General features: G+C 52.4%; 20 protein-coding genes. 14 read left to right on the forward strand and 6 right to left on the reverse strand.

The window, feature by feature from the left end; translation table 11 throughout:
- Positions 1-18: 18 nt before the first annotated feature.
- Together MCG44_RS01580 and MCG44_RS01585 are read left to right on the forward strand one after the other, a co-directional pair.
- Positions 19-840 carry an amidohydrolase family protein gene (locus MCG44_RS01580; protein ID WP_240286436.1) on the forward strand — a complete coding sequence of 274 codons (822 nt, stop codon included), beginning with the start codon at positions 19-21 and terminating at the stop codon, positions 838-840.
- A gap of 301 nt (positions 841-1,141) precedes the next feature.
- Positions 1,142-1,648, forward strand: coding sequence for a hypothetical protein (locus MCG44_RS01585; RefSeq protein ID WP_186852896.1), 507 nt, complete (start codon positions 1,142-1,144; stop codon positions 1,646-1,648).
- Positions 1,649-1,729: 81 nt separating this feature from the next.
- Here MCG44_RS01585 and MCG44_RS01590 read toward each other — a convergent pair whose 3' ends face one another.
- Positions 1,730-4,681 (reverse strand): S-layer homology domain-containing protein, encoded by a 2,952-nt coding sequence (locus MCG44_RS01590; RefSeq protein WP_240286438.1) that lies wholly within the window; start codon positions 4,679-4,681, stop codon positions 1,730-1,732.
- 427 nt (positions 4,682-5,108) lie between these two features.
- Between MCG44_RS01590 and MCG44_RS01595 the strand changes: the two genes are divergently transcribed.
- The 4 genes from MCG44_RS01595 to MCG44_RS01610 are packed head-to-tail and all read left to right on the forward strand — an operon-like array spanning position 5,109 to position 11,418.
- Positions 5,109-5,735, forward strand: a complete 627-nt coding sequence (locus MCG44_RS01595) for a TetR/AcrR family transcriptional regulator (RefSeq protein ID WP_147572335.1) — start codon at positions 5,109-5,111, stop codon at positions 5,733-5,735.
- Positions 5,732-7,108: a TolC family protein gene (locus tag MCG44_RS01600; protein WP_240286439.1), complete on the forward strand. Its 1,377-nt coding sequence runs from the start codon at positions 5,732-5,734 to the stop codon at positions 7,106-7,108. Before MCG44_RS01595 ends, MCG44_RS01600 begins: the two co-directional genes overlap by 4 nt.
- An 11-nt stretch (positions 7,109-7,119) precedes the next feature.
- Positions 7,120-8,289 carry an efflux RND transporter periplasmic adaptor subunit gene (locus MCG44_RS01605; protein ID WP_147572333.1) on the forward strand — a complete coding sequence of 390 codons (1,170 nt, stop codon included), beginning with the start codon at positions 7,120-7,122 and terminating at the stop codon, positions 8,287-8,289.
- 6 nt (positions 8,290-8,295) lie between these two features.
- Entirely contained in the window at positions 8,296-11,418 is a 3,123-nt protein-coding gene (locus MCG44_RS01610) for an efflux RND transporter permease subunit (protein WP_186852893.1), read from the forward strand.
- Positions 11,419-11,741: 323 nt separating this feature from the next.
- Here the strand turns inward: MCG44_RS01610 and MCG44_RS01615 are convergent, their stop codons facing one another.
- Both MCG44_RS01615 and MCG44_RS01620 read right to left on the reverse strand, forming a co-directional pair.
- The gene (locus MCG44_RS01615) at positions 11,742-11,885 is read right to left on the reverse strand and encodes a hypothetical protein (protein WP_240286442.1); all 144 of its coding nucleotides are present in this window, start codon (positions 11,883-11,885) and stop codon (positions 11,742-11,744) included.
- Between the two features lie 710 nt (positions 11,886-12,595).
- Positions 12,596-12,745: a hypothetical protein gene (locus tag MCG44_RS01620; protein ID WP_240286444.1), complete on the reverse strand. Its 150-nt coding sequence runs from the start codon at positions 12,743-12,745 to the stop codon at positions 12,596-12,598.
- Positions 12,746-12,840: 95 nt separating this feature from the next.
- Between MCG44_RS01620 and MCG44_RS01625 the strand changes: the two genes are divergently transcribed.
- Positions 12,841-13,041, forward strand: a complete 201-nt coding sequence (locus MCG44_RS01625; protein WP_240286446.1) for a hypothetical protein — start codon at positions 12,841-12,843, stop codon at positions 13,039-13,041.
- Positions 13,042-13,204: 163 nt separating this feature from the next.
- Here the strand turns inward: MCG44_RS01625 and MCG44_RS01630 are convergent, their stop codons facing one another.
- Complete coding sequence (locus tag MCG44_RS01630; protein ID WP_240286449.1) at positions 13,205-13,531, reverse strand: hypothetical protein; 327 nt, start codon at positions 13,529-13,531, stop codon at positions 13,205-13,207.
- Between the two features lie 658 nt (positions 13,532-14,189).
- On the opposite strand from MCG44_RS01630, the gene MCG44_RS01635 reads away from it, so the two are divergent.
- The 6 genes from MCG44_RS01635 to MCG44_RS01660 all read left to right on the forward strand — a co-directional run bounded on the left by MCG44_RS01635 (position 14,190) and on the right by MCG44_RS01660 (position 21,344).
- Positions 14,190-14,645 carry a YhcH/YjgK/YiaL family protein gene (locus MCG44_RS01635; protein WP_240286451.1) on the forward strand — a complete coding sequence of 152 codons (456 nt, stop codon included), beginning with the start codon at positions 14,190-14,192 and terminating at the stop codon, positions 14,643-14,645.
- Positions 14,639-15,439 (forward strand): IclR family transcriptional regulator, encoded by an 801-nt coding sequence (locus tag MCG44_RS01640; protein WP_263858366.1) that lies wholly within the window; start codon positions 14,639-14,641, stop codon positions 15,437-15,439. Before MCG44_RS01635 ends, MCG44_RS01640 begins: the two co-directional genes overlap by 7 nt.
- 771 nt (positions 15,440-16,210) lie before the next feature.
- Positions 16,211-17,245, forward strand: coding sequence for a TAXI family TRAP transporter solute-binding subunit (locus MCG44_RS01645; protein WP_240286455.1), 1,035 nt, complete (start codon positions 16,211-16,213; stop codon positions 17,243-17,245).
- 74 nt (positions 17,246-17,319) lie between these two features.
- Positions 17,320-19,251 carry a TRAP transporter permease gene (locus MCG44_RS01650; protein ID WP_240286457.1) on the forward strand — a complete coding sequence of 644 codons (1,932 nt, stop codon included), beginning with the start codon at positions 17,320-17,322 and terminating at the stop codon, positions 19,249-19,251.
- Positions 19,241-20,401, forward strand: coding sequence for a mandelate racemase/muconate lactonizing enzyme family protein (locus tag MCG44_RS01655; RefSeq protein WP_240286460.1), 1,161 nt, complete (start codon positions 19,241-19,243; stop codon positions 20,399-20,401). The genes MCG44_RS01650 and MCG44_RS01655 overlap by 11 nt, the downstream gene beginning before the upstream one ends.
- 10 nt (positions 20,402-20,411) lie before the next feature.
- Positions 20,412-21,344 (forward strand): dihydrodipicolinate synthase family protein, encoded by a 933-nt coding sequence (locus MCG44_RS01660; RefSeq protein WP_240286462.1) that lies wholly within the window; start codon positions 20,412-20,414, stop codon positions 21,342-21,344.
- 221 nt (positions 21,345-21,565) lie between these two features.
- On the opposite strand, the gene MCG44_RS15075 is transcribed toward MCG44_RS01660, so the two are convergent.
- The gene (locus tag MCG44_RS15075) at positions 21,566-21,697 is read right to left on the reverse strand and encodes a TnpV protein (protein ID WP_412531127.1); all 132 of its coding nucleotides are present in this window, start codon (positions 21,695-21,697) and stop codon (positions 21,566-21,568) included.
- Positions 21,694-21,891, reverse strand: coding sequence for a TnpV protein (locus MCG44_RS15080; RefSeq protein WP_412531149.1), 198 nt, complete (start codon positions 21,889-21,891; stop codon positions 21,694-21,696). The genes MCG44_RS15075 and MCG44_RS15080 overlap by 4 nt, the downstream gene beginning before the upstream one ends.
- 287 nt (positions 21,892-22,178) lie before the next feature.
- Between MCG44_RS15080 and MCG44_RS01665 the strand changes: the two genes are divergently transcribed.
- Positions 22,179-22,736, forward strand: a complete 558-nt coding sequence (locus MCG44_RS01665; RefSeq protein ID WP_186852892.1) for a hypothetical protein — start codon at positions 22,179-22,181, stop codon at positions 22,734-22,736.
- Positions 22,737-22,792 lie beyond the last annotated feature (56 nt).

A 22,792-nucleotide genomic window follows, 5' to 3' on the forward strand; every position in this document is an offset into this window, starting at 1 on the left:
CCAAAGGAGCGCCTTCCTATGAAAATCATTGATGCCCACCTCCATCTCTTTCCACCCGATGAGCGAACTAACGCCATGGCCCAGGGAGTGGGACATATCAACTCGGTGGACCACCTGCGGGATGTCTATGGGGAACTGGAGATGGTACATGGAGTGGTCATGGGCAACCGGAGCTTGGACCCGGTCTACCATGCCTATCCGGCTGATCTGTTCCACTACTGTATCGGGCTGGACAGCTCCCTGCTGGAGGGTGGAAAGCGGCTCATCCCGGATCTGGCTGACCGTGTGGAGGAGAACTTGAAGCGGGATAACTGCTGCGGGGTGAAGCTCTATCCGGGCTATAATAAGGTCTGGCTCACCGACCCTGTCTATGAGCCTGTCTACGCCCTGGCGGCCCGCTATGACAAGCCTGTGGCCGTCCATATGGGGCTGACCTCGTTTTCCCGGGCTCATCTGAAATACTGCCACCCCCTCGCCCTGGATGAAGCCGCCGCCGACCATCCAAAGACCCGGTTTGTCATGTGCCACTTTGGGAACCCTTTTTTAGAGGCGGCCGCGGCGGTGGTGGAGAAGAACCGGAACGTATCCGCGGACCTGTCCGGTCTGTTGGAGGGGCGGGTGGATCTGGAGAGCTATTTCCGGGAGCAGGCAGGCTATGTATCCCTTCTCCGGACCTGGCTCACCGCTATCCTCCAGTGGGATGATATTATGTATGGTACGGATTGGCCTATCGTCAATTTGGAGGAGTATATTCGCTTCATTCAGGGGATTGTACCAGAGGAGCATTGGGAAAAGGTGTTTTTCCACAACGCAAACCGGATCTATGGACTTGGTCTGTGACTAGGTATAAGAAAGGGCGGGCCCCCTGCCAGGGGGGTCCGCCCTCTTTTGAAGATAATAATCCTGTAATTTCCAAAAAATGTATGAAACCGTCCCACTCCGGGGCGGTTTTTTGTGTTAGATAGAAGGGGTCACGCTGCGGCTCCGGCCCGGCTGACCGGCAGAGGGGCGCATGCAGGGCGTGACAACTAGGCGTGCCGTATTTTACAGGCCCCTTCAGACAATCATGTCAAAGTGTATAAAAAAGGCGTACCCCGCAAAAGCCACACCCTTAACCTTACTCATTAAAGGAGGAACCATCATGTCAACCAACAAGACCCAACACTACCAGCTTAACCAATGGGAGGCGGAGGATAAGGTGCTCCGCACAGAGTTCAATGAGGACAATCAGAAGATAGACCAGGCGCTCCAGGAAAAGGCGGACCAGGAGGCGCTGACCGCCCTTCAAAGCCTAGTGTCTCAAAAGGCGGACAGCACCGACCTGGAGGAGATGCGGAGCAATTTAGTACAGATCGCGGCGGGGGCTTATACGGGGGACGGAGCGGCCAGCCGGCTGATCTCCCTTCCATTCTCACCTAAGGCGGTCTATCTGTGTGACAAGCAGGGCAGGACCTACGCCAGCGGCGCCAATCTGGCTGCTTACTATTACGGAGGACTGGCGGTAACTGGGAATCCGGCAACCGCTGGAGAGACCGCTTTGGTCACCTTGGAGGCGGGGGGCTTCCGGGTGGTACACAAAAGTTCGAACGGCGATTATTATGCCTCGAATGAAAAGAATACTGTATTTCACTATTTGGCCTTGGGATAAGAGGAAAAGCACCCCCGGAAATACCGGGGGTGCTTTCAGTTTAGGTGTCCAATCGCTCTAGAGTTCTAAAGAATAGAATTCTTAGGCCTCAGGAACGGTCATGGAGCCGGTGAAGAACTCGATATCACCGATGGTCTTGTTGCTCAGAGTCAGGGTGACACGGATCTTATCGCCGGAGGACAGCAGGTCGCTGCTGAATTTGATGCCGTCGTTATCAGCGACAACAGACTTCTCAGCGGTGAAGTCCTCTTCCACAGTCTCCAGCTCATCCCAGCCCTTGTTGTAGAGCTCGATCTTGGCGGACAGGGTGACATCGCCCAGATTCTCGTAGTTCTCGTCGCCCTTCTGGACCTTGACATTCTTCAGAGTGAACTCGCCATTCTTATCAACGGTGAGCTCAATCTTCTTGCCAGAGAGAGAAACGACCTTGTAATCGCCGTTGTTGTTGTCATCCTCAATCACGGTGTCCTCGTCGGGCACGATGACCAGAACGACCTCGGCCATAGGAGTATCGTCGCCGTCATCCTCAACGGTGACCACGAACACGCCGGTACGGCCTTCCGCGTCGGTCTCGATGTCGCTGACACCGCCCACATAGACGGAGTCCACGTCGGTGTTGTCCTTCTTCAGCTCCACGACCACGAAGGTGGTGTCGTTGTTATAGCTGAAGTCAGACTGGCTGCCAGCGGTCAGGTTGCCATCGCCGTCATTCAGGGACAGGATGTCCTTCTTGGCGTAGGTGGCATAGGACTCAAAGGCCTTCAGAGCGCCGCTCTCGTAGTTGCCCTTCTTGTCGGCAGTGGCGTCCACAACCAGCTTTACCTCGGTGGCGTGATCGTCGTTGTCACGCTTGGTGACCTGGTACAGGCCCTTGGTGACAATGTCGTCCTTAGCGGAGCTGCTGGAAACAATGAAGCCGCCCTCGACCTTCTCGCCGTTGATGTAGGCGCTGTTGTACTGGTACAGCTTGTCGCCGTTGTCGTTGACGACCTCAGGATCGGTGCCGCTGATGAAGACGAAGTCGTCGTCCTCGGCGGAGGAGCCGCTGGAGCTGGACATGAACAGGATGGTGATCACGCCGTCATCCTTCACAGCGGCGCCCACGATGTCCTCCTGGCTGGAGACGTTCTTATAGCCAGTCCACACCTTGTCATCGTCGGTATTGATGAACACGGTGTCGCTGTCAGCGGTGCCGATGCGGCTGCCGCCCTGATACACGGAGGCGTTGTCGCGCTCCACCTTGCCCTTGCCATTGGTGGCATCAAACAGGATCTGCTCGAAGTTAGCATAAGAGGCGGATTCCAGGTCGTACTCGCTGCCGCTCTGGTTCCACTTGTAGATGTGGCCTTCAGTGGGGACGCGCTTGTCACCGGTGCTCTTCCAGTAGGCATCCACACCGTCGATTTCGTCGATGTCGATCTTCTCCTCAGTGCCGTCAGCGAAGACGACCTTGGCGGACACGTCGCCATAGGCGGAGTCAACGCCAGTGACGAACAGGTAGTCGTCCACGGAGTCCTCAGCGCCCTCGATGGCCACGGCGTTGCCGTAGGTATCCAGGTACAGAACGACCTCGTTGTCAACGTCAGGGTTGGTGAAGTTGTCACCGTCGTCCAGGTTGACCAGGCCCTTAGCGGAATTGATCACGGTGGTGCAGTAAGCGCGGTTGTAGTTGTAGGTGGTGCCGTCCAGCTTCACATAGTCGTTGTCCTTGACGGAGCTGACGGTGCCCTCAACGATCTCGGCCTTGGCCATGGACTGAATCTCAGTTCCGCCGATGGTCAGGACCACGATGTCCTCCTTGGAGAACTTCTGATCGGTGTCAAACTCGTTCTCGGCCTTGGAGGGCTTATCGCTCTTGTAGGAAATGGTCACGGTGTAGTCGTCGCCATTGTCCTCCACCTTGGTGACCTCAGCCACGAAGGTGTCGATGATGGTCACAACGACATCTTCCTCAGTGGAGTCCACATACAGCTCGGTCAGCACGCCGTTGCCAGTCTCCTGCCAACGCTCGCTGCTGGTCTTGCCATAGTCCAGAACGTCCTTGCCGTTTACGCGCTCCATGTCCTCAACGACCTCGCCGTTGCGGTACACAGTCCACTTGTAGTTGTCATAGGCGGCGGAACCAGCGGCAGTGTACAGGTCCTTCTCGCTGACCTTGCCAGTCCAGGTCTGGTCGGCAGAGTCGGAGTAGGTGCCGATGGTAGAGCTCTTGTAGCTCCAGGTGGTGGCGGGGCGGCCGAAATCGTCGGTCTCGTCCTTGCACTCCAGGTCGCCGTCATACAGGTCCTCGCCCAGCTCCTTGGTGTAGCCGGAAACATTGGACATGCTCAGGCCGGTGCGGTCGTCAATGGCCTTGTACATCTTGTCATTGCTGACCAGCTGATAGTACTTGACGCTGCCGCCGCTGACGGACACGCCGTTGCCATTGACATTGATGGTGTCGTTGTCAGCCTCAACCTGATAGGACTTCAGGGTGTTCAGAGCCAGCTGGGCAACATCGTTGCGGGTCATGGGGGCCACAGCGGTGGCGTTCACGTCCTTGTACAGGTCGATCTTGTTGGCCTCGCGGATGGTGGCCATCTGCCAGTCCTCGCCGAAATCGGACTGATACTGGAAGTAGCCCAGGGCCTTCATCATCATCAGAGCGGCCTGGGCGGCGGTGACGGAGTCGCTGCCGCCAAAGGTCTTGGCGTCGTAGCCGGAAATGATGCCGTGGGTGTAGCAGGCGGCCACATAGGGTTCAGCCCAGGAAGGCACGTCGGTAAAGGGAGCGGTGCCAGCGTAGTTGGACACCTTGTAGTCCAGCATGTTGGACATGATGACGGCCATCTCGTTGCGGGTGACGTTGGCGTCGGGGTTGAACTTGCCGTTCTCGTCGCCGGTCATGACACCGACTTTCTGGAGAACTTCGATGGCTTCCACGTTGTTTTCGGAAGACACATCGACGTAGCTCGCGCCGGAACCGACTACCATCAGGCCCATGACCATGACGGAAGCCAGAGCCAGGCTAAGAGCCCGCTTCAGGTTTCTCATTCGGGATTCCTCCTTAAATTTTTTCGGGGTGATTTCTTGAAAATCCCCCGCGTTTTTGAGGTTTTGAGGACTTTTAGGGACACTTAGCCCTGTATAACGCCCCTTGCACAGCAAAAAAGGTGAGGAAAACCCGCTAAGAGCAAATAAAAAAGGGCGCTTTTCCAAAGAAAAAGTACCCTTGGTAGACATCTGGTAGACACCCAGAAAATGGAAAAGCGGGAAAGCCCTGTTTCCCAGCGCTTTCCCGCTTTTTTTGGTAGACATTTGGTAGACATAGAAGAGAAAAATAATTTGGGATGTCTACCAAATAGGGCCTCAAAAAATTCACAAAATCGTAACAGGTCTTTGAGTTGACACAGGGGGAGATGGTGTGTATAATATGCGACAGGCTGTCATAAGCGACAGGTCGTCATAAGGGAGGACGCATATGCCAACCAGTACATTTTTTCGCCTGCCGGAAGAAAAACGGCTGCGGCTGATGGACGCCTGCTGGGAGGAATGTACCCGGGTCAGATTCACTGATGTATCTATCAACCGTATCATTGCGGCTGCCCACATTCCAAGGGGTAGCTTCTACCAATACTTTACCGATAAGGAGGACATGATCCGTTACTTACTAAAAGGTGTACGGGAATATTTTATCCAAAGCCTGCGGGATATTTTGCACACCCATGAAGGTGATTTATTATCCCTTCCTCTTGGGGCGTTTGACCGTTTAGTTCAACAAAGAGGAGTCGCTGACCCAGTGCTGGCACGTTTTATTCAGGTCCTGCGCCTCAATCCGGGGATAGAGACCCAGAGCTTTTTGACAGAACGACCAGGATTGATGCCAGAACCTTTATGGGATGAGACGGATATGACCGGGCTGCGGCAACAGAATAGAGAGTATGCGGAACATATCTTTTTCCTGGGCATGGCTATTTTAGGCGGTGCTGTCGTGGAAACTCTACAGGAATATAGTCAGCGGGAGATACAACGTGATATCCTGCAAGCAAGAATCGATTTGCTGCGCTATGGCTGCGCAGCCCGGACACATGAGGAGGAAACCACATGAAACATAGGACCATCGCGCTGCTGCTGGCGGCGGCGCTGGGGCTGTCCCTGATTGGCGGGGCGGCTCTGGCTGTGGAGGACGACGCCGTGTCCTCCGGGAGCACCGCTGCCCAGACTGACGGGGCCCCAACCTCTGGAGAACCGGATGTTTCCCCGGAAAATACGGAAGGCGCCGAGGAGATGGAGAGCGCCGTCTATGGAGCGGACGCTGGGGAAGCGGAGGAGGAACAGGAGGAACAGCCGCCCGCGGAGGAATACATACCTGATCCGGTGGGCTCTATCAGTTTTACCAACTTGGAGCACCGCCTGCGGGAGAACAATCTGAATCTGTTAGCCTTGGAGGAGAGTATCCAGGCCATCGAGGCCATAGATTATGAAAAAATGACCGACGATATCCGCAAGCAGATTAACCAGATTGCCCAGGCCCAGTGGGGAATGATTGTCACAGGAGGTGCTGTGGGCTCTATCGCCGCCTCCTCTATGGATGCCGCCTACGATTCCCTGCGGGATACCTTTGACGATTTGAAAGATGGAAAGATCCAGGAGGACAACGCCGCTGTCATCCGCCAGTTGGAAAACGCCCAGGAGCAGATTATGATGGCAGCTGAATCCCTATATGTGGCTTTGGTGGATTTGGAGTTGAATGACAGCGCCCTGGACCGCCAGCTGACTGCCCTGGACCGCACTATCCAGGAAATGGAGCTGCGCTATGAGCTGGGCCATATTTCTTCCCAGACACTGCGTCAGACACAGGCCAGCCGCACGGCCCTGGTCAGCGGTCAGCAAACACTGGAGATGAATATCTCCAACTACAAGGCACAGCTTGAGATGCTGATCGGAGCGGAGCAGACCGGGAACATCCAGCTTCAGGGGCTGCCCCAGGTCACCAGCCAACAGCTGGAGGAAATGGACCTGGAGGCGGATTTGGTTGCCGCCAAGGAGGTCAGCTACGATCTGTTTGCCGCCCAGCGCACCTTGGAAGACGCCCAAGAGGACTTTAAGGACGCTGGAAAGGATTACAATTACAACGAGAAAAAGTATCAGTATGTTTCCGCCCAGCACACCTGGGAATCTGCCCAATATACTTATCAGGCGACATTACAGAGCTTTGAAAACAGCTTCCGCTCCCTGTACCTCCAAGTGAAGGACTATAAGCAGGTGCTGGACGCCGCCAGGACCGCCTTGGCGGTGGAGCAGGACAATTACTCCGTGGCCCAACTGAAGCATAGCCAGGGCAGCTTGTCCGACAACGGGCTGTTGGAGGCGGAGGACAAGGTGAAGAGCGCCCAGGAAACGGTGGAGGGCGCTGAGGTCGACCTGTTTACCGCTTATAACAATTACCGCTGGGCCGTGGACTACGGCATTTTGAATTGAAGGAGAGCACCATGAAGCACACTCGTACGATTTCCACTGTCCTGGCGGCCGCCATGATCTTGTCCCTTGCCGCCTGCCAGTCTGGGGAGGAGGACAGCTCCCAGACAGATGTCCCCGCCGGCGTGGCGGTTCAGGTGGAGGAGGTATCCCGCCAGACCATCTCCACAGAGAACAAGGTGTCTGGCAAGGTGGTCGCTGACGGACAAGAGTCCATTTTTGTGGCTGTCAATGCCCAGTGTACCGCTGTCTATGTGGAGGCGGGTGATACCGTATCTGCCGGGGAGAAAATCTGCACACTGGATATGGCGAGCACCCTCTCCTCTTACAACGCCGCCAATATTAGTTACAGTTCCGCTGTTCAAAGCTACCAGGATCAGAAGGCAGTCTTTGACAGCCAGATCGCCTTATATGAGAAAAACCTCAGCGACCTGAAGGCGCTGAAGGAGATTGGGGCGGCTTCTCAGCTGGAGATCGATCAGGCTGAACTCCAGCTGGAGAGCGCCGTTGCAACCCGCAACTCCACGCTCTCCCAGTTAGAGGCTGGGATGCAGAGCTATAAATCTAATGTGGAGCAGCTGGCCACTGTTTTAGAGAATGTAGACAGTGGTGGAAATGTGATTTCCCCCGTTGCCGGGACTGTGGTTACTTTAAATGCCACAGAGGGTGGCTATGTATCTGCCTCTATGCCGGTAGCCGTGGTGGAGGGAGTGGACACCATGAAGGTCCAGGTGTCTGTGTCGGAGGCTCTGGTACCCAAGCTTGGCCAGGGAGATGAAGCCGACGTGACCATCAGTTCCCTAGGCGTATCCACGGTGGGGACCATCCGGGGCATCGAAAAGGCGGCCAATGCGCAGACCAAGCTATATACCGTCACTGTAGCCTTGGACGAGGACATCGAGGGCCTGCTGTCTGGTATGTTCGCCGATGTGACCTTCCACACGGACACCTCTGCGGACGCTGTGGTAGTTCCCACTGAGGCCATCCTGACCAGCGGTTCGACCCAATATGCCTTTGTAGTGGAGGATGGCGTGGCCAAGTACACCGAGGTGACGATTGGGCTGACCGGAAACGGTGTAACCGAGGTGACCTCTGGCCTGAGCGAAGGGCAGCAGCTCGTAACTGTGGGCCAGTCCTATCTGGCTGACGGCACTGCGGTGCGGATCGTATCCGGGGAGGATTGAGCCCTGATGAATACTGCAAAAGCCTGTATCCGCCATAAAGTAGCGACATTGTTGGCAGTCATCATGGTGGTCATCTTCGGTGTCCTTTTCAGCGCCCGCCTGCAAATGGCTCTGATGCCTAATATGGAAATGCCCATGGCTGTGGTGATGACTACCTATGTGGGTGCCAACCCCAGCGACATTGAGGATCTGGTGACCGCTCCATTGGAATCCGCTATTATGTCGGTTTCCGGTGTGGATGAGATCCAATCCACTTCGTCAGAGAGCGTCAGCACCATTCAAATTACTTACGAGGAAGGAACCGACCTAGACATTGCGGCTACCAAGCTGCGGGAGAAATTTGACATGGTTTCCCTGCCGGAGGACGCCGCAGACCCCATGATCATCAACATCAACGCCAGTGAACTGATGCCCACAGCTATGATTGCCCTGATGGGCGAGGACCTGTCCCAGCTCCAGACTCTGGCGGAGGATGAGATTGCTCCCGCCCTGGAGCGCATCGACGGAGTGGCACAGGTATCCGTCGGCGGCGGAAACGCGCAACAGATCGCCGTGGAGATTGACCCGGCCAAGGCGGCGGGCTTTGGCCTGTCTAACAGCTATATCAGTCAGTTCTTGGCAGGACAGAACCTGCTGTACCCCGGCGGCGATTTACAGAGCGGCTCGAAGAAGCTGACGGTGTCCACCGACGCCAAATACACCTCACTGGAGGATGTTGCCAACACCCTGATTACGCTGCCGGCCGGCGGGACAGTCCGTCTGTCCGAGGTGGCCGATGTCAGGATGGAGGCGGAGGACCTGGACGCGGTCGCTAAAGTAGGGGGAACCTCCTGCGTTATTCTTCAGGTATCCAAGCAGGCGGGAGGAAATGAAATGGCCGTGGCGCGGGCTGTGGAAACACGGCTCCAGGAGCTGGCGGCGGAGAACCCAAATATTCGTTACTCTGTCCCCTATATCGCCAGTGATTACATTGACCAGTCGGTGAACTCTGCCTTCAGCAACATCTGGCAGGGCGTCCTGCTGGCCGCTGTCGTGGTGCTGCTGTTCCTGCGCCGGGGAGGCTCTACCCTAACTATTTGTATCTCCATGCCCGTGTGCATCCTGTCTGTGTTCGTTCTGATGAGCGTGCTGGACCTGACCTTAAACATGATGAGTCTGGGCGGCATCGCCATGGGCGTAGGTATGATTGTGGACAACTCCATCGTCGTACTGGAAAACATCAACCGTTTTTCTGACGAAGGACACGATCGGTTGAGTGCCTGTGTCGATGGAACCCAGGAGGTCACCTCCTCTGTGGTAGCCTCCACCCTCACCACTCTGGCCGTGTTCGTCCCCTTGGGGCTGGTGGAAGGTATGGCGGGGGATATGTTCCGCGACTTCTGTCTGACCATTGCGTCGCTGATCGCGGCTTCTTTGATTATCTCTCTCACACTGGTGCCCCTTCTGTGCTACTTTACCCTGGATGAGGAGAAGGTCCGCCGCCGCAGGGAGAAGCAGGCCGCCCGGGCCCTGAAGAGGAGCGGTGGGGCTACCTTCTCCACCCGCCTGTTCCAGCGGATCTATCACGGCTATATGGGCCTTCTGGGCTATTTTGTCCGCCATCTGAAGATGGGGATGCTGGCCTCCCTTGGTCTGGTGGCAATATTTGTTCTCACCCTGGCCAACACCAAGATGGTCATGATCCCGGAAATGGATCAGAACAGCGTTTCCATCAGTATTGGAATGCCTATCGGCTCCTCTGTGGAGGAGGCCACCGCTATCTCCGATCGTGTCGCCGCCATTGTGGAGCGGGAGGTCCCGGAGATGGAAGATATGTATTACATCGCCCAGGGAGGCGGCTCCTCCATGATGTCCTCCGGAAACTCTGTGACCATGGGTGTCAACCTTGTGGGAAAGAGTGAGCGGGAGCGCAGCGCCTTTGATATTGAGGACGATCTGCGTCTGGCCCTGCAGGATATCGCGGGCTGCGAGATCACGGTCAGCGCCTCCAGCTCCATGACTATGATGAGCGGCAACGATATCAACGTAGAGGTCTCTGGCGATGACTATGATACGCTGGAGATGATCGCGAACGATCTGAAGGACCAAATTGCCGCCCTGCCTGACGCCGTGGATGTGGAGAGTTCTCTGTCCGAGGCTGTGGATCAGGTCAAGGTATCCATTCGGAGGGAGGCGGCCGCCCAATATGGCCTGACCGCCGCGTCTATTGGCTCCGCGGTCCGGTCGGAGCTGACCGGCGTCACCGCCACAACAGTTACCATTGACAACAAGGAGTATGATGTAGTGGTCAAGGGCGACGGGGCCGCCTCCGCCAGTCTGGATGCCCTGAAGTCCATGCCGGTTCCTTCCAGCTACGGGGGGACCATCCCCCTGTCCTCGGTAGCGGAGGTGACTGTGGAGCAGGCGCCCCAGAGCATCACACGCAGCAACCAGACCAGACAGGTCACCATCACCGGTGATACCATCAGCGGCGATACGACAGCGATGACCGCCGCCATCAATGAGATCCTGGACGGGTATGCCATGCCCCAGGGCTATGAGGCCCAGACCGCCGGCTCCTATGAGGATATGATGGAAAGCTTTGCTGACTTGGGCTTTGCTCTGGTGGTTGCGTTGCTGCTGGTCTACTTTGTGCTGGCGGTCCAGTTCGAGTCCTTTGCCATGCCGGTCATGGTCATGCTGATCCTCCCGGTGGCCTTTACTGGCGCTCTGTTCGCCCTGCCCCTCACTGGGCGGGACCTGTCCATCCTGGCGCTGGTGTCTATTATTATGCTGGCCGGTACGGTGGTCAACTCCTCTATCATCCTCGTGGAGTACATCAAGATCCGCCGCTCCAAGGGAGAAAGCCGGGAGGAGGCCATCCTCCACGCCTGCCCTCTGCGCGTCCGGCCCATTCTGATGACCACCCTGACTACGGTGATTGCCATGATCCCCATGGCCCTTGGTATTGGGGAGACCAACGAGATGATGACCGATATGGGCGTCACGATGATCTCAGGCATGGTCATATCTACGGTGATAACCCTGGTATTTACTCCAGTGTATTACTCAGTCATCGACGACTTGAGCCATACTTTCCGCCGGAAAAAGAAGGAGGCCGAACCCCCTGTCCCCGCTGAAGTGGGTTGAACCGGCCTAATAAAAAAGCTTCCTTGTCCCTATGCAACTCCTGTAAGGAAGTTGCAGCGATGGTGGCTCAGACAATGAATGAAATAAGTTTTAAATGGTGGCGTAGCCTTGTGCTGCGCCGCCTTCTTCTGTTCCTCAGGACGGTGTCAAAGTATAGCTTTTCCATGACCTCCGGCACCGGCATATACCAGAATTAAATGTTGTAGTAGTAGATATCTGTCTTCGGGTTCCGTCTGCCCATCAACCTTGCCAGCCTGGGATATCACAGTCCTGTCGATAAACTTATGGACGATTTCTAGTGCCAGTTCCATCAGCCGGATGGCCTACTTGGTCTGCTCAATGAACCGCTGTAAATCCATGCCCTTGCCTTGGCTGGCGGTCAGGTTGTTCTTCATCTCCGGAATGTTGGCCTTTAGTTGCCGCTGTTCATTCTCCAGTGAGAGGGGCAGGGTGACAAACCGATACATCTGCTCCTGGCAAATCCCTTTTCATAGACTTGGATGTACCACAATAGCCTTTTCACTTCCTACAGCACCAATGTTTCCGCTATGCATTTCCCAATATAGTATGCAACACATACATCGGGGGTCTTCTTGCAGTAGCTGGAGCAGAAAAAACGTCTGATCCAGATTGTAATGTCATTTAACTTAACCGTTTTCCAATGAAATGGTGAAAAAAGCAGCAACCTATTTAAGATAGATTATTTGAAAAACGATTTAAAATACGAAAGTTAAGAACATGGATATTCAATCCGGTTTTTACCCTAATGACCTTGATTCCCGCTTGTGGTTGTTAGTAGTGCTGTACCCAGCTTACTGCCACAGTCAGTGCAGTACAAGAGGCCAGAAACATACTTACAATACCTGGCTCGGTAGAGGGTCTTCACAAGGGGGAAGGTTCCCTGGTCAATGGTAGAGGGGTAGGCATCAGAAAAGGCCATTCCATTCCTTATGCGGCCTGTCCAGTTGTTTCTTCAGCTTGAACGACTTGTGGAAAAAACGAAAATTCACCGTGCATCCTACATACTCCTGCTTGTCCAGAATGTCTACCACTGTGCGGGAACACCAGTTATGGGGACTGCCAGGGACCTGATTTCCCAGTTGTCACCTTTGGCATGAAAATACTCACTGGGAGTAGATATATTCTCGGCCCTTAGCATTTTAGAGCCGTATCAACCCTATCCACTGACGGATAACTGGAAGATACACCGTACCACCTGGGTATCGTCCTCGTTGATCTTCCACCTGTGGTTATCCTCCGCCAACTTCTTGTAGCCGAAGGGATCGTTTGTAGTAAGCGGAATCCTGGCGTTGTCACGGCGTTGCATGACCCTGCGCACCTTGGTGCCAGTGTTTTTCACATGCCACTGATTGAAGATTTCCTGTATAGGACTGATGTCGCTGATGACTTTTCCGTACCCCCATGTTGTTTATCACGAAGGATGTGACGCACATTCAGTTGGACAAAATCTTTCTCCAGCAGTTGTCCAACCACAAGCCAGTTCCGGCCCAGCCGGGAATGTTCTTTGACAACGAGGGTGCAATCAGCATTTGCCCTGCCATCGCCATAATCTTTATGGACCCAGCCCAGGTGAACGTCATCTGGGAGTACCTATCATCATAGAAAAAACGGGTGTTTGTCAAATGGTGTACCTTGACGCACTTCGCTAAAACTATCCGCTGGTTCTCAATACTCCCGGAGATACCATTCCGCTCATCATCGTGAGACAATCTCACATAGAGGGCGGTTATCCACTGTTCTGTTGGTTATTACTGCTTGTTACGATTCACAACCGAAATTGATATAAATTGCAGGCGTCTATACAATACCACACCTGACGCAAATTTAGTGCTTTAAAGCAAGACTTTTGCTCTGTATATACAGTTGACTTTTTCATCTGTGGTTTCTGTGGCCCTCTTTCTGAAACAGGCGCTGATAGTATAGACTTTCCCGCCGATTTCCCGCTCAAAGTTGATAGGGTGAGGTACTGGTGTTCTCTAAGCTGGTCCAACCATTCCTCATAGGACAGCCCAGAGAGGAGCACCACCGTCCTGCCGATTTGCTCCATCACTTCATCAAAAATTTTCCTCTCCCGTTTGGTCAACTCAATCATATAGGGTATAGCTATACTCATCCATTCTAAAAAGTTAATAATGTCTTCGGAGTCATGGAGGCGGCAAGCCCCTGTTAAACTGAATTGTGGCCCCACAATTCGTTGCTTGCTAAGACTTATGCTGCTCCTTGTGGCCGTAGGCGGCGGAATTTCAAAGGTTTTCTTTTACCCCAGGGTGCGATAGGTCGGATCCTCTTTTCAGCCGTTCGAAAAATAGAACAAAAAGAAGCCGGCTACATATTTAGCCAGAACAGTAGAGTAATAATTGTCCCTCTGAACTTCACCTGACTTGTGTATGTGACATCCTGTGCGGCATTCTGATGCGCCGATTTATGTACTTACAACAAAATATAGACAGAGTTGAATTTTCATCAAAACAGATTGAATACATGATGGATCTTCGCGGGCTGTGCTGAAACTTTTACGAAAATTATGGTATATTGAAAAAATACTATTGAAGGGCAACCACCATGTCAGATACACGGAAACGCACCGCCGATGAGAAGAACGTCGGCTGGCAGAGAGGTGGCGCAATTGATAAGTCATCAAATTTTGTATCACACATTCATAATATGAATATTTTTTATAAAACTACTTGAAATATAACAGAGAATATGGTTTACTCATGGTATCAGTTATTAAACATGGAGGTGTATCAATGTTTGTTGGTGAAATGAACAGTAAAGAGTTGTATCTAAATGCGCATCCGAAAATGAAACAGGCTTTTGATTTTCTGGAGAGATGTTTCCAGAAACCTATAGCGCCGGGACGGTATGAAATTGATGGAGAGGATGTATACGCCATTGTATTCCAATATGTTCCCCAGGAAAAAGAAACACCCCGGTATGAAACCCACAATGCCTACATCGACATCCAGTGCATGGCCGCCGGAAGCGAATTCCAGTGGTATCTGCCCCGCGCAGATCTTCCCGCTGATGTGCCATATCAACCAGAGAAGGATATTACGTTTTACCCCTTTACTGGTGACGGCAGTCGACTGCACCTGAAAGCCGGAGACTTTGCCGTGTACTTTCCTCAGGACGCCCATCTGCCCGGTATGGCAGACGGAACAACCGATGCATGCATCAGAATCGTGGTGAAAATCAAATGTTGACTGATCCTACTACCCCCCTTGTCAAAGATAAGACTGGCCTGACGTTGAGTCTTTGCAAAGCGTTTGATATCTTAAATTGCTTTACACCTGAAACACCAATGCTCCGCATTACGGACATCACAAAGCGAGTGGGCATGACGCAGAGCAGCGTTTCCCGCCTGGTAAATACCATGGTAGCTTATGGCTTTATCGAGAAAAATGAAGAGTCCAGCTGCTACCAGCTAGGCAAGCGAATTATTACCCTTTCCAGTGTGGCATTGAACCATAGTGAGATTCGGCGCCAGGCTCTGCCGGAGCTCTTCCGTCTGGAACAGGAATTTAAAGTCGGCGCAAACCTAGCTGTTCTCGAAAATGGGGAGATGTACTATCTGGCCCATGTAGACAGCCGTTCTTCTCCCCGGATGTATACCATGGTCGGCTATTCCAGTCCTCTTCACTGTACTGCCATCGGCAAAGTCCTGTTGGCAGCCATGTCAGATGCGGAAATCCAAACCATCCTCCGAGAGAAGGGGATGAAATCCTACACATACAATACTATCACTTCTATCGATTCCATAATGGAACAGATCGACCGCATCCGTAGGACCGGATACAGCACAGAATACGCGGAGCACGCCTTTGGCAGTGCTTGTATCGCAGCTCCTATCCGCGGCCGATCAGGTGCTGTAATCGCCGGTCTGAGTGTATCCGGAAAGTTCTGCAACCTCGACATGAACGAACACGAGGAGGAAGTTGCCAAAATCGTGATAGATTCCGCCGCTCTGATCTCTAATAAGCTCGGTTATCTAAGCTGACATATCATCTTCAATACCGGGACGGAAACGTTCCGGTATTGTTTTTATAGCATTAAAAATAGATATTAAATTTTTAATATGGATTATATATTTAAATATTTTATATACCAGGAGGGGACGACTATAGCAGTATCCGCAGCGGCAAATATCTACATGCCCCGGTGTCTATGAATAATTGGATGTAGAATGAAAACAGCTGGCTGCAAATAAAGTTTATCTCATGGGTGTTAGCGCGCAATTGAAAAAGTTCTGCCCCGTATAGAACCTTTTTGGTCGAGATGATGTAGCCCTAATGGCATCATAGAGTCTGTTTTCTGCCGGAATACCCTATCGTCTTTCCGGATGTTTAGCACAACTTCCTCCACGGGGAGATTGTCCCCGTCGGCATTGTACTGCGGGAATAGTAGAATCGCGCCTCAGAGGATGAGATCAGCCAATACATCCGCATGGCAAAGGACGTAGGTGTACCTGTATCTCTCTAGGATCTGGGCCTTGCTGGTGATTCGGGAGACCTAGATAAACTGCATACCCAACTAATAAGGAAGTCAACAACTTCTATCTGGTGGAAAAAATACGGTTGCGTGAAACCTTAGATCGTATTGTATAGAACCGAAACTGTGGCGGACTGCACAAAAGTCTTTGCGATTAAATGTCAATATCTACGAAAAATAAGTCATTTTGATCTAAATTACAAATTAATATTGCAAATTACGAAATAATATATTATAATTTGGATGTCCAATGAGAGGACAGAATTTGAGGAGGTACTGTATGAAAAAGTTTTTTGTGTGTATGCTTTCCCTCTGCATGATGCTGACTGTACTTTCCAGCTGCGGTGCCAAGGATGAGCCATCTTCCACTTCCGCTGAACCCCCCACTCAAACCGGTCTGCCGGAATCCTATGATCTGATTATGTCCATGGGATCCGAGACTTCTTCCACCTATGCTATGGGCATTCAGATTGGCGAGTACATCAACACCCTTGCTCCCGACATTACCTGCACAGTAAAGGCCGGTGCCGGTGCTTCCAATCTGGCGTTGCTCAACAGCAATCAGGCTGTCATCGGTCACTCCAACAGTGATGTTGCCCACCAAGCCATCGTGGGCGGCGGCGATTTCGCTGATCCTCTGACCAATTTTTACGGCGTGGCCTCTGTCATGCAGTCTGTACTCCACGTTGCAGTCCCCGCTGACTGCCCGGTCAACACCTTTAAGGAGTTGGTAGATACCAAGTACCCCATCAAGTTGTCTGTCGGTGTGCAGGGTAGTTCTATAGAGCTCCTCATGCGCAATATCTTCGCCTACTATGGCGTGACTTATGAAGATATCGCCTCTTGGGGCGGCAAGATTGAGTATCTGAATATTGGTGATGCGTCCACCCTCTTCACCGATGGTCAGCTGGACGGTGTTGCCGTCATCGCCGGCATGCCTTATGCGACCTGCTCCGAGATTGCCGCTTCCGAGGACATTAAGTTCCTAGCGCTGGACGCAGATATCATAGAAGCGTTCAGTTCTGAGGGTTACATTGCTCAGGTCATCCCTGCCAACACCTATACCGGCCAGACCGAAGATGTCCCCTCCCTTGCGGCGATGGTGACCGTATTTGCCAGCGAAGAGGCCGATGAGGAAGTAATTTATGAGATCTGCAAGTTCCTCAACTCTGATGAGGGCATTGCCACCTTGGGCAACCTGAATTCTGGCTTTGCCGATTACATGACCGGCCCTGAGAGTGGCATCGCCGGCATCGAGGTCGAGCTGCATCCCGGCGCCGCCCGCTACTATGAAGAAGTAGGCGTTAGTAAGTAACCATCTCTGTATAATCGAAATCAATGGGCTGTATACAAGGCTATGCAGCCCATTGATTTTAGGAGGTATTACATATGTCGAACAAAAAACTGCTTGACTCCAAGCAATCTTGGATGGACTGGGTGGGCAAACTCATTTTTATTATCGGATTGGCCGCTTCCTGCTTCCATGTGTATGTGTCTGCTACCGGTATTCTAGAAGCATACAAAATGCGCACCACCCATCTTATGTTCCTGCTCCCTCTGACATTCCTTATTTATCCCATGCGCAAAAAGGGCCGCTTTTCCCAAATTACAGTCATTGATTTTGTTTGGTTTTTAGCCACTCTGGCCAGCATGGTCTATTTAAGCCAAATTGCCTATCCGCGGTTGCTGATGCGGATTCCCTTTGTCTCTCCCGCTACCACGTTGGATTATGTCGTGGCTATTTTCCTGGTTATCGCCGTACTGGAGGCCACCCGTCGAGTAGCAGGTATGGGCATGGTAATTGTATGTCTGGTAGCGCTGTCTTATGCCTTCTTCGGCCCCTATCTCAGCGGTAAGTTACGGCACACCGGCACTACCGTAGCACGTATGGCAGAACAGATGTGTCTGGGCACCAACGGCATCTTCGGATCCACTGTAGCCGCTTCCGCAACGTACATCTTTATGTTCACCCTGTTCGGAGAATTCTTGGAATACTCCGGAGCCGGCCAGTTCTTTATCGACATCGCCTACGCTGTTACCGGCAAAGCCCGGGGCGGCCCAGCCAAGATGGCCGTCGTTGCCAGCGGTCTCATGGGTATGATCTCTGGTAGTTCCACGGCAAACGTAGTCTCTACCGGGACCTATACTATTCCTCTGATGAAAAAGACTGGCTACCGCCCGGCTTTTGCAGGCGGCGTAGAGGCTGCCGCCTCTACTGGCGGCCAGATCATGCCTCCTGTTATGGGAGCAGCGTCTTTTCTGCTTGCTGAATATGTTGGCATCTCCTACATCAGTCTCTGTGCCATCGCAGCCATCCCCGCCATTCTCTACTTCATTGCTATCTTCGTGGCTGTTCACTTTGAAGCCGTTCGGGTAGGCCTGAAGGGTCTGGAACCTGACGAAGACTCCAAGTCCTGGAAATGGCTTCTTATCCACCAAGGCTATTTAGCCGCCCCCATTTTCGTAATCCTCATCACAATGCTCATGGGTTATTCTGCCTATAAAGCCGCCCTGTACTCCATTCTCTCTATCCTGATCATCCTAGTTGTCGAAAAACGGGGCCGAATTGATATCAAAGGGATCATTAACACCTTGGCTCGCGGAGGCCGGTCTGCCGTGATGATTGCTGTGACCTGTGCAGCTGCCGGTATTGTGATTGGTGTCTCCAATGAAACCGGCATTGGTGTAAAGTTTGCCAGTATCATCATCAATTTCGGAAAAAATAATCTCTTGTTGATCCTGCCGATGGTCATGATCGCCTCCATTATCTTGGGCATGGGCCTCCCTACCAGCGCTTGCTACATCATGGTAGCGGCTATCGCCGTACCCGCATTGATCAAAATGGGCTGTAGCACCATGGCCAGCCATTTATTTGCTTTGTATTTTGGTGTTTTTTCCGGCATCACGCCACCTGTGGCCATTTCCGCTTATGCAGCCGCTGGCATCGCCAAGGCGTCGCCTATGAAAACAGGCTGGCTCTCCGTTGGTATCGCTCTCCCTGCATTTATTATTCCCTACGTTGCCATCTTCAATCCTGCATTGATTTTGGAAGGCACGATTCTGGAGACCATTTGGGTCATTTTCTTGTGCCTGGTGGCCATCGTTGGCATGGCTGGCGGTGTCATTGGTTGTGTCTTTATGCCATTCCAATTCTGGCAGCGCATCGTGCTGGTAGCTGCCTCTATCATCTTTGTGGTCGTCCCAGATTTGCCTGTTACCCTTACCTGTCTGACGGTTACTGTGGCGCTTCTGGCCCTGAATAAAATTCGGTCTAAAAACTGGAAGGCCCCCGAAAATGGAGTGATTGTAAATGGTGATTGAAAAAATCGAAGTATTCCCTTTGAAGATCAAAAAAGAACACGTTTATCTGGGTAACAGCTCCGGGCTTGATTCTCCCTATGACTATTATCTCCGCCCTGAGTACCGGTGTCCTTACTCCAAAAATATGGAGACCGTCTATGTGAAGCTCACAACGGATACCGGCATTTCTGGCTGGGGCGAAGCCCTGGCACCGGTGCTACCCGATGTAACAGGTAAGATCGTGGGATCTCTATTTACTCCGGTCCTGCTGGGAGCCGATCCTCTTAACATCAGAGTCCTGTGGAATGAGCTGTACGATTTGATGCGGGATCGCGGTTATTACTCCGGCTTCATGGTTGATGCCATTACCGCAGTTGACTGTGCTCTGTGGGACATTGTCGGCAAGGTCACGCAGATGCCTGTCTATCAGCTTTTGGGCGGTGCCTACCGGATGAGCATTCCTGCTTATATCTCCGGACTTCCTGTGGAAGGGCTGGAAGAAAAGGTCAAATTGGCCCAAAGCTGGAAGGATCAGGGTTTCCAGGCCATCAAGCTGCATATTGGCTATGGCATGGAGGAAGATATCCGTATCATGACCGCTCTTCGAAAGGCGTTGGGCGCAGACTACAAATTGATGATTGATGCCCACTGGAACTACACTGTTGCCCAAGCGGTAAAACTGGCACGGAAACTGGAAGACTTGGATGTCGAATTTCTGGAGTGCCCACTCAATCCTGAGGATCTCAATGGATATGCGGAGCTTTCCGCAGCAGTGGATATCCCCGTTGCCTTGGGTGAGTCTGATCGGACTCACTGGCAGTACAAGGATATCTTGGACAAAAAGAGCTGTGATATTTTGCAGCCCGATGTAGGCCGATGTGGCATCACCGAGCTCATGCGCATTGCAGAACTAGCAGAACTCTATGGGCGGCCTGTAGCACCTCATCTCAGCGTTGGCCAAGCTGGCTGTATTGCAGCCACACTGCACTGTGACGCTGCAATGTATAACTTCTATGGCATGCAGGAATACCAGCCTAGCATCGTGCCCGTGGCCAACGAATTCCTAGTACGGCCTATTGTCTGTGAAAATGGCCATTTACGGCTGCCCGATGGTCCTGGCTTGGGCATCGAGTTCGATGAGGACAAAATAAAATACTATTCTATGAATTGAGGGACTTCTGATGAGTAAGATGGAAACACGGTTGAGCGGGATCTGCCCGATTCTGCCTACACCGTTCGACGAGAATAATCATGTGGATGTTGAAAGTCTAAGGCAAGTAGTCCGCTTTCTTTTAGAGTCCGGTGTCACCGGTATCGCACTCTTCGGCAACGCTAGTGAAGCTTTTGCCCTGACTCAGGAAGAAAAAGATTTCATTGCTAAAGTCGTGGCAGAGGAAAATGCTGGTCGGGTGCCCTTGATCTTTGGCGCCGGAGGCACCAGTACTGAGACTGCTATCAGCAGCTGCCATTGGGCCGAGGCATCTGGAGCCGATGTGCTGATGATTATGCCTCCTTATATGATCAAACCTGATGCCACTCGGGTCTATGAATACTATGCCGGCATCGCCAAAAATGTCTCCACACCTATTATGATCCAGGACGCTCCCGGTGCCTGCGGTGTCAATATCAGCGTGGATACCATCATTAAGTTGGCTACTGAATATGAGCATATCCAATATGTCAAAGCCGAAGCTCCCCCTACATTCCAAAAAGCCAAGCAACTGGTCGATGCGGCCAATGGAAAGTTTACCGTTTTCGGCGGCCTCAATGCAGCTTTCTTTTACGAAGAGCTGTGTGCTGGTGTTGTAGGCACTATGCCGGCAGGCGAGTTCCCCGATGTATTGGTAAAAGTATATGACCTCTTTAATGCCGGAAAAAAAGCAGAGGCAAAAGCAGTATTCTCCCATTATTTGCCCTACATCCGGTTAGGTAACATTCCCGGCGGCATTGCTATGGCCGTCCACAAAGAGGTACTCAAAATGGGCGGTATTTTCAAGACCTCCTTTGTCCGTGGCCCCTATGTTCCCGCCAACGATTTCCTCCGTAAGTTGATCTTTGACTGCGTAGACGGCTTGGACCTGAAGGTACTGCACTGGTCGGAGACGCATCAATGATACTACTGTTCCTATGTTTACATGCTTCGAATGTTTTCATGGCATAAATGTGTGCAGTATGCAGGCCTACAGCTTTGATGTCAAAATCGTTATTAAGGCGAGCTACACGTCGGAACTAATACGGATGTATTAAAAGTTAATCAGTTAATGATAGCTACATAAATGGCATTATTAATTTTATACACAAAGGGACACAGGCTTACTTGTGTCCCTTTGTGGCTCTATTGATAGAACTTACCATTTATAATTTCCGTCACCCGATCACGGATGCTACTCATCCATTTGACCCATTCCATTCGGTGCTCCGCTTTGGGTTGGTCTGTAATACCCTTGCGCTTTGCTATCCGTTTCAACAGACGGGCAAACTATCTTTCACCTGCCGGTCTATTTCAGTCAAATTGTAGTGAAGCTTGCCGCCCAACAACGAAGCCGTGTAGATGGCGTTGCGGTGCTTCCAAATATACTGCAAGCTCTGCGGCCACCACACGCCGAGCGGATTGACTTCGGGAATGGTAGGATTGAAAAGATAGTAGTCCCCTGCTCGCAGTAGGTTCCACCTATTTGCTCAAGGACCATTTTTCCATAATGGAGGCATTCATAGTGTTGAATTTTCCTACAATTCAGTTACCTCTGGCTATCTACAAAGGCCAGAAGAGGTAACATAAGGAAGTTACTCCCCGGACAGGGAGATTTTTGGGGAAAGTAATAAAGTTCGCTTATAATTTCCAAAAAATGTATGAAACCGTCCTACTCCAGGGCGGTTTTTTGTGTTAGATAGAGGGAAAGACCCGGCGCCCCAACAAAAGATTTCAAACGCAGAAAGGACGATGGAATATGGCAAGCAGTTACACGGAATATTTCCAGCTCAATCAATGGGCGGCGGAGGCGGAGGGAAAAGCGGACCGGGCCCAGCTGACCGAGCTGTCTGCCAGAGTAGAGCGCGCGGAGCAGGCGGCGGAGGAAAACAGGACGGCGCTGGAGGCGGCCGAACAGGCATGGAGGGATCAGAATGCGCTCCACCTACTGAAGACGGCCACGCTGTCCACCGGCGGGGACAATTTTCAATTTTCCCTGATCGGGGTGGACTGGTCCCTCTGGCGGCTGGTCCATCTGGTGATCGAGCCGAAGGTCAGGGATCAGCAGGGGGTCTCCCTCTATCTGGACGGGGGGAAGCAGCTGCTGTCGCTGGTCGGTTACGGAAAGACCCACATCGTCCTGTACCCCTGGCACAGCGGCGACTGGCCCTTCCAGGGGTGGGCCGTGTCCGGCGGCTGGAGCCATTTTGAAGATCCCCACTATTTCAGCAGCGTCACGGGGCTGACCCTGATCAAAAGCTTCCCGGATTATCCCCTTCTGGCCGGGTTCAAGATCACCATGTACGGGGAGAAATAAAACGGGGAAAGGAGCAGCCCCGCTCCAGAAGGAGCGGGGCTGTTTGAAACATTTAC

This window comes from Lawsonibacter sp. OA9 (assembly GCF_022440585.1).

Excerpts from the sequence above, each read along its gene's own strand:
- MCG44_RS01665 (WP_186852892.1), top strand. The coding sequence starts at position 22,179 with ATGGCAAGCAGTTACACGGAATATTTCCAGCTCAATCAATGGGCGGCG.
- MCG44_RS01585 (WP_186852896.1), top strand. The coding sequence starts at position 1,142 with ATGTCAACCAACAAGACCCAACACTACCAGCTTAACCAATGGGAGGCG.
- MCG44_RS01595 (WP_147572335.1), top strand. The coding sequence starts at position 5,109 with ATGCCAACCAGTACATTTTTTCGCCTGCCGGAAGAAAAACGGCTGCGG.
- MCG44_RS01650 (WP_240286457.1), top strand. The coding sequence starts at position 17,320 with ATGTCGAACAAAAAACTGCTTGACTCCAAGCAATCTTGGATGGACTGG.
- MCG44_RS01600 (WP_240286439.1), top strand. The coding sequence starts at position 5,732 with ATGAAACATAGGACCATCGCGCTGCTGCTGGCGGCGGCGCTGGGGCTG.
- MCG44_RS01635 (WP_240286451.1), top strand. The coding sequence starts at position 14,190 with ATGTTTGTTGGTGAAATGAACAGTAAAGAGTTGTATCTAAATGCGCAT.
- MCG44_RS01615 (WP_240286442.1), bottom strand. The coding sequence starts at position 11,885 with ATGTATCGGTTTGTCACCCTGCCCCTCTCACTGGAGAATGAACAGCGG.
- MCG44_RS01620 (WP_240286444.1), bottom strand. The coding sequence starts at position 12,745 with ATGCAACGCCGTGACAACGCCAGGATTCCGCTTACTACAAACGATCCC.
- MCG44_RS01640 (WP_263858366.1), top strand. The coding sequence starts at position 14,639 with ATGTTGACTGATCCTACTACCCCCCTTGTCAAAGATAAGACTGGCCTG.
- MCG44_RS01625 (WP_240286446.1), top strand. The coding sequence starts at position 12,841 with ATGTTGTTTATCACGAAGGATGTGACGCACATTCAGTTGGACAAAATC.
- MCG44_RS01590 (WP_240286438.1), bottom strand. The coding sequence starts at position 4,681 with ATGAGAAACCTGAAGCGGGCTCTTAGCCTGGCTCTGGCTTCCGTCATG.
- MCG44_RS01605 (WP_147572333.1), top strand. The coding sequence starts at position 7,120 with ATGAAGCACACTCGTACGATTTCCACTGTCCTGGCGGCCGCCATGATC.
- MCG44_RS01610 (WP_186852893.1), top strand. The coding sequence starts at position 8,296 with ATGAATACTGCAAAAGCCTGTATCCGCCATAAAGTAGCGACATTGTTG.
- MCG44_RS01580 (WP_240286436.1), top strand. The coding sequence starts at position 19 with ATGAAAATCATTGATGCCCACCTCCATCTCTTTCCACCCGATGAGCGA.
- MCG44_RS01630 (WP_240286449.1), bottom strand. The coding sequence starts at position 13,531 with ATGATTGAGTTGACCAAACGGGAGAGGAAAATTTTTGATGAAGTGATG.
- MCG44_RS01660 (WP_240286462.1), top strand. The coding sequence starts at position 20,412 with ATGAGTAAGATGGAAACACGGTTGAGCGGGATCTGCCCGATTCTGCCT.
- MCG44_RS01655 (WP_240286460.1), top strand. The coding sequence starts at position 19,241 with ATGGTGATTGAAAAAATCGAAGTATTCCCTTTGAAGATCAAAAAAGAA.
- MCG44_RS01645 (WP_240286455.1), top strand. The coding sequence starts at position 16,211 with ATGAAAAAGTTTTTTGTGTGTATGCTTTCCCTCTGCATGATGCTGACT.